Annotated in this window: 9 protein-coding genes; 3 read left to right on the top strand and 6 right to left on the bottom strand. The window is 73.5% G+C overall.

The window, feature by feature from the left end; all coding sequences use genetic code 11:
* From RYN42_RS18340 to RYN42_RS18350, 3 genes are all read left to right on the top strand, one after another.
* The coding region (locus RYN42_RS18340) for a hypothetical protein (RefSeq protein WP_315098463.1) at nt 1–1,239 on the top strand (1,239 nt) is incomplete at its 5' end.
* A 57-nt stretch (nt 1,240–1,296) separates the two neighbouring features.
* Complete coding sequence (locus RYN42_RS18345; protein ID WP_315098466.1) at nt 1,297–1,836, top strand: sigma-70 family RNA polymerase sigma factor; 540 nt, start codon at nt 1,297–1,299, stop codon at nt 1,834–1,836.
* Entirely contained in the window at nt 1,833–3,008 is a 1,176-nt protein-coding gene (locus RYN42_RS18350) for a hypothetical protein (protein WP_315098469.1), read from the top strand. The genes RYN42_RS18345 and RYN42_RS18350 overlap by 4 nt, the downstream gene beginning before the upstream one ends.
* Before the next feature lie 5 nt (nt 3,009–3,013).
* Here RYN42_RS18350 and RYN42_RS18355 read toward each other — a convergent pair whose 3' ends face one another.
* The 6 genes from RYN42_RS18355 to RYN42_RS18380 all read right to left on the bottom strand — a co-directional run.
* Entirely contained in the window at nt 3,014–3,349 is a 336-nt protein-coding gene (locus RYN42_RS18355; protein WP_315098472.1) for an STAS domain-containing protein, read from the bottom strand.
* A gap of 57 nt (nt 3,350–3,406) precedes the next feature.
* Nucleotides 3,407–4,039: an anaerobic ribonucleoside-triphosphate reductase activating protein gene (locus RYN42_RS18360; protein ID WP_315098475.1), complete on the bottom strand. Its 633-nt coding sequence runs from the start codon at nt 4,037–4,039 to the stop codon at nt 3,407–3,409.
* Nucleotides 4,036–5,826 (bottom strand): ribonucleoside triphosphate reductase, encoded by a 1,791-nt coding sequence (locus RYN42_RS18365; protein ID WP_315098478.1) that lies wholly within the window; start codon nt 5,824–5,826, stop codon nt 4,036–4,038. The genes RYN42_RS18360 and RYN42_RS18365 overlap by 4 nt, the downstream gene beginning before the upstream one ends.
* 210 nt (nt 5,827–6,036) lie before the next feature.
* Nucleotides 6,037–6,894, bottom strand: coding sequence for a biotin-dependent carboxyltransferase family protein (locus tag RYN42_RS18370; protein WP_315098481.1), 858 nt, complete (start codon nt 6,892–6,894; stop codon nt 6,037–6,039).
* Nucleotides 6,891–7,532: an allophanate hydrolase subunit 1 gene (locus tag RYN42_RS18375; RefSeq protein ID WP_315098484.1), complete on the bottom strand. Its 642-nt coding sequence runs from the start codon at nt 7,530–7,532 to the stop codon at nt 6,891–6,893. The genes RYN42_RS18370 and RYN42_RS18375 overlap by 4 nt, the downstream gene beginning before the upstream one ends.
* 19 nt (nt 7,533–7,551) lie before the next feature.
* Nucleotides 7,552–8,480 (bottom strand): hypothetical protein (locus tag RYN42_RS18380; protein WP_315098487.1); only part of this gene is annotated, 929 nt, incomplete at its 5' end.

Genomic DNA, 8,480 nt, shown 5'->3' on the forward strand with positions numbered 1-8,480 from the left:
CTGCCGGACCGCGCACCGGAGCCCCCGGCGATCACGCCGACGCCCACCGCGAGCCCGACACCGACACCGACGCCCACGCCCACCCCCACCCCGTCACCGACGCCGACCGCGATCCCCGTCGTCCTGCCCGTCGGCAACCCCTCCCTGCCGTTCGGCACGTGCGGCGCCCTGGCCGACGCCGCACCGAGCCACCCCCTCGACGAGCGGGTCCGCGCCCGGCTGACGCCGGACGCGACGTCGGTGCAGGCCGGCGGGTACGTGTCCGCCGGTGGCGACCTGGAGAGCGTCGTCGTCGACCGCGCGCTGGCGTTCGCCGTGCCCGACGGCGGGCCGCGCGTCGCGGTGGTGAGGGACGGCGTCGTCGTCGGCACCACGTCCTTCCACCCTGCGGCATACGACGTCATGGCCGGTCGGGACACGTTCGAGGGCGCCCGCACGGCGTTCCGCGGCCCGCTCGACCTCACCGTCTGCGACCCCGGCGACGGAGGTCCCACCACGGTCGGCCGCCCCCTGCCCGCCGGCACGTACGAGCTGCGCCCCTGGGCGAGCGTCGTGATGTACAGCGGCCAGCAGGCACCGGCCGAGCTGTTCCAGGACGCGCTCACGTTCGAGCAGGCGGCCGCGCTCGGGGGCACCCGGGCGACCGTCGTCGGCGATCCGACCACCGTGACGGTGACCGGCGAGGCGCAGACCCAGCAGCCGCTGCCCGGCGCCGACGTGCCGCTCGACCGCACCACGTTCGCCCCGGTCCCCGCCTGCGGCGCACCCGCACCGCCCGCTGCCCCGGTCCGTTCCGCGATGGTCGACCTCCAGGTCTCCCCGGCGGCGGCGACCCTGCCGGCCGGCGGCGCCCTGCACGCGACCGCCACCGTGCAGTACACGGGACCGGGCCGGCTCCGGGCCTACGGCTACTACGCGATCGAGTACTGGATCGTGCGCGACGGGGTCGTCGTCGGGACCACGGTCCAGGCGAACGACGCGTTCAGCCCGGTCGACCTCGGTGCAGGAGCCCCGCTCGGGTTCGCCGACGCCGAACGCGTGCTGACGTCCTGCACCGGCGACGGAGGGGCACCGCTGACCACCGGCGACCCGCTGCCCGCCGGCCAGTACACGGTGTACCCGGGCTGGATCTTCAGTGCCCCGGTCGTCCGGTCGACGTCCGGGACGGTGGAGCTGGACGATCCCGGCGACAGCTACTCCCTCGCCCTCGGCACGCCGTTCACCGTGACGCTCACCTGACCAACGGTTCGCCCCTCCCGGTCGTCCAGGAAGATGACGGCACCACAGGGAGGTGGCATGACGGCCTGGGAACAGGTTCTGGACGACCTCGTGCGGGCACGGGGGCGGGCGCTCGTGCGGTACGCGACCCTGCTCACGGGCGACGAGCGCGAGGGTGAGGACCTGGTCCAGGACGCGCTCGTGCGCTGCTTCAGCCAGGGGCGCCCGCTGCGGGAGGCGGCCGCCGCCGAGGCGTACGTCCGCCGGGCGGTGCTCACGATCTTCCTCGACGGCCACCGCCGCAGGACGCGCTGGACCGCGGTGCGCCACCTGGTGGCCCGCGACGACTCCTCGGCCGACCACGGGCCGTCGAGCTCCACCCGGCTCGACGTGCAGACCGCGCTGCTCGTCCTGCGCCCCCGGCTGCGCGCCTGCGTGGTCCTGCGGTTCTACGACGACCTCACCGTGCCGGAGATCGCCCGCCGCCTGGAGGTCTCCGACGGCACCGTCAAGCGCTACCTGTTCGACGCCATCGGCCAGCTCGAGGCCCTGCTGGGGCCGCTGCCCGACGCGCACACCCTCGACATCCAGCTGATCCCCACAGGAGCGACCCGATGAGCCCCGACCTGGCCCGAGCCCTGCGCGATGCCGTCGACACCGGCCCCGACGACGCGCCCTTCGACGTCTCCTCGCTGACCAATCGGATCCGCCGGCGCCGGACCGTGCGGGCGGGCGTGCGCAGCGGTGTCGCGGTCGGTGCCGCCGGCGCGGTGGCGCTCGGTGCGACGTGGATCGGACGGCCGGCGCCGTCGGTGCTGCCCGCCGCCCGGGCGGACGCGGCACCGGGGACCTGCGGGTCGGACGTCGGGACGCTGGCGCACGTCACGGACTCGCCGGTCGGGTTCTCGGACAGCATCCAGGTCGGAGACGGCGCGATCACGCCGTCCTCGGGCGGCCGGCTCGGCACGCTTCTCGGTCGACACTTCACGCTCGGCGCCGTCACCCCGGCGACCGCGGAGGAGCTGGAGCTGCCAGGTGACGGCTCCTTCACGCAGGTCCAGCTGTCGACCCTCAAGACGCTGCTCGCCACGGCCGAGCACGGAGGCGACGGGACCCCGCAGTCGGATCCCGCGGAGATTGATGCCCTGCGCGAGCAGATAGCGGCGCTCACGGCGCAGCTCGACGCCGATCGCGCGTCCCGTGCCGACTCTCCCGACGCCCTCGACCTCCAGGTCCTCGTCGCGTCCGGGACGACCGTGGTGGCCACCGGCGAGCTCGAGCCGGACGCCGAGATGTCGCTCCTGCTCGGCGCCGCCACCGTGCGCTACCTCGGGCTCGACCTGGTCACGTGCACGGTGCCCGGCGCACCCGGCGGCGTCCCGCTACCGACCGGTGCCTACTCCGTCTACCTCACCTACCGGGCGACGGCCGACGCGCCGGCCACGGCGGTCGGTCCGGCGATGCTCACGCTCGACGACCCGACTCCGGTGGCTGGCCTGCCGGGAGACTTCCCGATCGAGGCCCCTCTGCTGGGCGATCGGCTGGTCGCCGCCCACCACGAGCCGTCGGACCGCTGGGTCGTCGAGGTCGTCGCCGACGCCGACGACAAGGTGTCGACAGCCGCCGGAATGCTGGGGCTCGACACCACCGAGAGCCACAGTCTCGGCGTGGGCGCTCCTCCGCAGCAGGGTCCGCTGTCCGGCACGGTCGACGGGTGGTCGGTCCGCATCGCCTCGGCCACGACCGCGGACGATGAGCCGTCCCTCGTCTACGACTTCCAGCGGGACTGATCCCGTCAGTCGGCGAGCGCGGCCTCGACCGTCTCGTGGACGGTGAACACCTGGAGCAGCGCGGTGATCCGGAAGACCTTGAGCAGCCGCTCGGAGTCGATCACCAGCTGCAGGCGTCCGCCGGCGAGCCGGACCTTCTTCAGGGTGCCGACGAGCACGCCGAGGCCGGTCGAGTCCATGAACCGGACGGCCCGCAGGTCGATGACCAGGTCCGTGCGGTCACGGTCGAGCAGCTCGGCCAGCTGGTCGCGCAGGGCGTCGGCCGAGGACACGTCGATTTCGCCGTCGACCTCGACGACTGTCCGGGGACCGATGTCCCGGCTGGTCACGCGCACATCCATCGGGCCCCTCCCTCTGAGCGCATTCAAACAGAGAGACGGCCCTCGCGACGAGGGTGCTCAGCGCGTCGCCGCGAGCGCCTCCCGGTACTCGCTCGTGGTGCCGTCGGGACGGACCTCCTGGAGCACGTGGTCGCGCACGCCGAGGTCGGCCAGGACGGCCCCGAGCTCCGCCACGTCGGCGTCGCTCAGGACCGTCGGGTCGACGGTGGTGCGCACCTGCACGTCGACCCCGGCGTCGAGGACCAGCCGCAGCGACGCGAACGCGGCGTCGGCGCTGCTGGTCGGCCCGCCCACCTGGGTGATCGCCCGGTACAGGCGCGCGGGTGCCTTCACGTCGAGCCCGACCCAGTCGACCAGGGGCAGCACCGCCGCGAGCCGCCGCGGGTAGGCGCCGGACGTGTGCAGCCCGACGCCGAACCCCGCCTCGCGCACCTGCGCGGCGGCCTGCGGCAGCGCGAACTGCATCGTCGGCTCCCCGCCCGAGAACACCAGCCCGTCGAGCAGCCCGTGCCGCCGGTCCAGCAGGTCGAGCACGTCCTGCCACGGGACCTGGCCGGGAGCGCGCGGATCGAGGATCGACGCGTTGTGGCAGTAGGTGCACCGCCACGGGCAGCCCTGCAGGAAGACGGTCGCGACGAGCTTCCCCGGCCAGTCGCACGACGACAGCGGCACCAGACCCGCGATGTTCACACGAGCGCCGGCTCTCGGAACGGCGTGCGCTCGGCGTGCTCGCCCTGCTTGCCGATGTTGAACGAGCTGACCGGCCGGTGGTAGCCCATGACGCGCGTCCACACCTCGCAGGTGCTCCCGCACGTGGTGCACGTCTGGTGCTCGCCCGCGAGGTACCCGTGGCTCGGGCAGATCGAGAACGTCGGCGTCACGGTCAGGTAGGGCAGCCGGAACGTGGACAGCGCGCGCTTGACCAGCTCGCGGCAGGCGTCGGCCGTGGACAGGCGCTCGGCCATGTAGAGGTGCAGCACCGTGCCGCCCGTGTACTTGGTCTGCAGCTCGTCCTGCCGGGTCAGCGCCTCGAACGGGTCGTCGGTGAACCCGACGGGGAGCTGGGAGGAGTTCGTGTAGTACGGGTGGTCGTCGGTGCCGGCCTGCAGGATCCCGGGGAACCGGCGGCGGTCCTCCTTGGCGAACCGGTAGGTGGCGCCCTCCGCCGGCGTGGCCTCCAGGTTGTAGAGGTGACCGGTGGCCTCCTGCAGCTCCACCATCCGCGTGCGGACGTGGTCGAGCAGGCGCAGGACGAGCTCGTGGCCGCGAGGGTCGACGATGCCGTACTCGTCGCCGGTGAAGTTCCGGACCATCTCGTGCAGGCCGTTGACGCCGATCGTGGAGAAGTGGTTCTCCAGGGTGCCCAGGTAGCGGCGGGTGTACGGGAACAGGCCGTCGTCGATCAGGCGCTGGATGAGCTCGCGCTTGAGCTCCAGCGACGTGCACGCCAGGTCGATCAGGGTGTCGAGCTGCGCGAACAGGCCGGCCTCGTCGCCGCGGTGCACGTAGCCGAGCCGGCCGCAGTTGATGGTCACGACGCCGATGGAGCCCGTCTGCTCCGCCGACCCGAACAGTCCGTTGCCGCGCTTGAGCAGCTCACGCAGGTCCAGCTGCAGGCGGCAGCACATCGACCGGACGTCGCCGGGGTTCAGCTCGGAGTTGAGGAAGTTCTGGAAGTACGGCAGCCCGTACTTGGCGGTCATCGCGAACAGTGCCTCGGCGTTCTCGCTGTCCCAGTCGAAGTCCTTGGTGATGTTGTACGTGGGGATCGGGAACGTGAACACCCGGCCCGACGCGTCACCGGTGGTCATGATCTCGATGTACGCGCGGTTGATCATGTCCATCTCGACCTGCAGGTCGCCGTACAGGAAGTCGCACGGCTCTCCCGCGACGAACGGCACCTCCTCGCGCAGGTCGTCCGGGCACACCCAGTCGAACGTGAGGTTGGTGAACGGCGTCTGCGTGCCCCACCGCGACGGCACGTTGAGGTTGTAGACCAGCTCCTGGATGCCCTGGAGCACCTGCGCGTAGGTCAGGCCGTCCAGCCGCACGTACGGCGCGAGGTAGGTGTCGAACGAGCTGAACGCCTGCGCACCGGCCCACTCGTTCTGCATGGTGCCGAGGAAGTTCACGATCTGGCCGACCGCGGCGCTGAAGTGGCGCGGCGGGCGGGCGTCGACCTTGCCCGGGACGCCGTTGAGGCCCTCCTGGAGCAGGTTCCGCAGCGACCAGCCGGCGCAGTAGCCGGAGAGCATGTCGAGGTCGTGCACGTGCAGGTCGCCCTCGCGGTGGGCCGTGCCGACCTCGGGCGGGTAGACGTGGCTGAGCCAGTAGTTGGCGACGACCTTGCCGCTCGTCTGCAGGATCAGACCGCCCAACGAGTACCCCTGGTTGGCGTTGGCGGACACTCGCCAGTCACTGCGGTCGAGGTACTCCTCGATCGACGAACCGACGTCCACGACGACCTTCTCCGACATGCCCTGCTCCCGACTCCACGATGCGGCGCCCCCGACCGCCCACCACAACATGCTGTGGTCCATGCGGCCGATGAGGACTAGATGTAGAGATTTCTATGCCCGCGGCACGTGATCGACTGGGCCTTAGGTCCCGTCGTCGTGGTGCCGCCCGTGCGGGCGTCGGCGTCGGCCGGGCGAACTGTCGGCGTGTCGCTCCCGTCGGCTCTCCCGTCAGCCCAGCACGAAGCGGACCGGGTCCCCGGGACGGAGCTGTCCGAGCCTGCCGAGGGCGTGCCGGCGGACCACCGCGACCACCGGGTAGCCCCCCGTCACGGGGTGGTCGACCGAGAAGACGACGGGCTGCCCGTCCGGCGGCACCTGCACCGCGCCGACCACCAGACCCTCGGACGGGAGCTCGCGGCCCTGGAAGCGTCCGGCGCGCCGGACGGACGGCCCGCTCAGCCGCACCGCGACCCGGTTGGTCGCGGGTGTCACGCGGAACTCGGCCGCGCACAGCCTCGTCAGCGGGTCGTCGAACCAGTCCGCGTGCGGACCGGGGACGATCGGGAGCGCACCCTGGTCCGGGCGCACCGGGGCGACGTCCACCACCGGCCAGTCCTGCGGCGCCGGACCGACCGGCAGGACGTCCCCGGCGGCGAGCGCGGCGGGTCCCAGACCCGCCAGCTGGTCGGTGCTGCGCGATCCCAGGACCGGCGGTACGTCGATCCCGCCGCGCACGGCGACGTACGTCCGCAGCCCGTGGTCCACCGTGCCGAGCCGTAGCTCGGCGCCGTCGCGCAGCTCCAGCACCGCCTCGTGCCCCACCTGCCTGCCGTCGACCCACGCCCGCCCCCGTCCCCCGGTCAGGGCCACGGTGAGCGCGCCGCGGGCACGCACGCGCAGGCCGCCGAGCAGCACCTCGAGCCCGGCGGCGCCCTCGTCGTTGGCGACGATCCGGTTGGCCAGCCGCAGGGCCGCCGCGTCCGCCGCTCCCGAGCGCCCGACGCCGACGTGCGCCCACCCGGGTCGCCCCAGGTCCTCGACGAGCGTGAGCAGCCCGGGGTCGACGACCTCGATTGCCGACGTCATGACGCGGCGAACCGGACGCGCGTGCCCGGCTGCAGCAGAGCCGGCGGCTGCCTGGTGACGTCGAAGAGGTCGGCGTCGCAGCGGCCCAGCAGCCGCCAACCGCCCGGGGTGGCCGCCGGGTAGACCGCGCTGAACTCGTCGGCGATGGCCACCGACCCCGCCGGGACGCGCTCGCGCGGGCTGTCGAGCCGCGGCACCCGCAGCGCCGGGTCGAGGCCGACCAGGTACGCGAACCCGGGCATGAAGCCGCCGAACGCCACGGTGTACCGCGCGCCCGTGTGCCGGGCGACCACCTCGTCGGCGGTGAGACCCGTCAGGCGCGCCACGCCGGCGAGGTCGGCGCCGTCGTAGACCACCTCGAGCACGACCTCGGCGGCGCCCGCGCGCTGTGCGACCTCCGTGCGCTCCGCCCACCACCGCTGCACCGGCAGGCTCCCCGGGTCGGCGCCGTCCCGCACGCGGATCAGGAGCGTGCGGGCGGCCGGCACCTGGTCGACGACCGGCGCCGCGTCCGGGTCCGTGGCACGTGCGGCGCGGACCGCGTCGTCGAGCGCGCGCACCTGCGCCAGGTCCGCGAGCTCCACCAGGACGGCGTCGTCCCCGTAGGGGAGCACTCGCGGGCCGCACGCGTCGGTCATGGCCCCGATCCTGCCGGACCTACGGGACGGTGACGGTCCCGGACAGCTCGGCGACCGCGGTGGCGTTGGTCGCCGGCCACGACCCGAGGTCGGCGGGTGCGGGCGCCACGGTCGCCATCGCGTAGGCGCGGTACGTCCCGGCGGGCAGCGGCTCACCGTCGGCGCACCCGGTCTGGTGCCAGGGGATCCCGAAGCCCAACAGCTCACCCGGGGTGAGGCCACCCGAGAACCGCTCGACCGAGTCGGACCAGGTGTCCGAGTCGGCCGCGATGCGTCCGGTCGCCTCGTCGACGAGGACGACCCGCTCGTCCAGCACCTGGGCCTCGGCGGTCCCCGTCCACCGCAGCTGCACATCGACCGCCCCGTCGTCGGTCACGTCCCCGGCGATCACCACCCGGTCGTCCGTGCGCGGGAGCACCGCCGCGTCCGCCCCGCACCACCGCTCGCGCGCGTTCCCGACGATCGCGAGCGGCTCCCCGGGGCTGACCGCGAGCCCGGCGTCGGCGGACGCGAGGACTGCGTAGAGCACGTACTGCCCGTCGGGGAGCGCCTTGGCCACGTCGGGTCCATCGCACGCGGCCAGGGTGATCGCCGATCCCGCGCCCACGGAGTACGGCCCGGCGTTGTCCACGCCGAAGTCGACAGCCTCGGACGCGACCGCCACGACGACCCCGTCCGTCGCCACCACCACGTCGATTGCGTCCTGCAGCCGGACTCCCTCGCCGACCTTCACCTCCAGCGTCACGGGCATCGCCGAGTAGGTCTGCTGCGGATACCTGTCCAGCGTGGCGCCGAGCGTGATCGGCGAGGCGGCCGCGGGCTGCTCGACCGTCCAGCCGCACTCGCCCGGCGCGGCCGCCGGATCCGCCGTGGGCAGGGTCGTCGCCACCTGGTCGGCCGGCAGCCGAGTCACGTCCGCGCCGCCGGGTGCGCGGGCCGCCGTCCGGT

It is taken from the genome of uncultured Cellulomonas sp. (genome assembly GCF_963527515.1).
Taxonomy (GTDB): Bacteria; Actinomycetota; Actinomycetes; order Actinomycetales; family Cellulomonadaceae; genus Cellulomonas.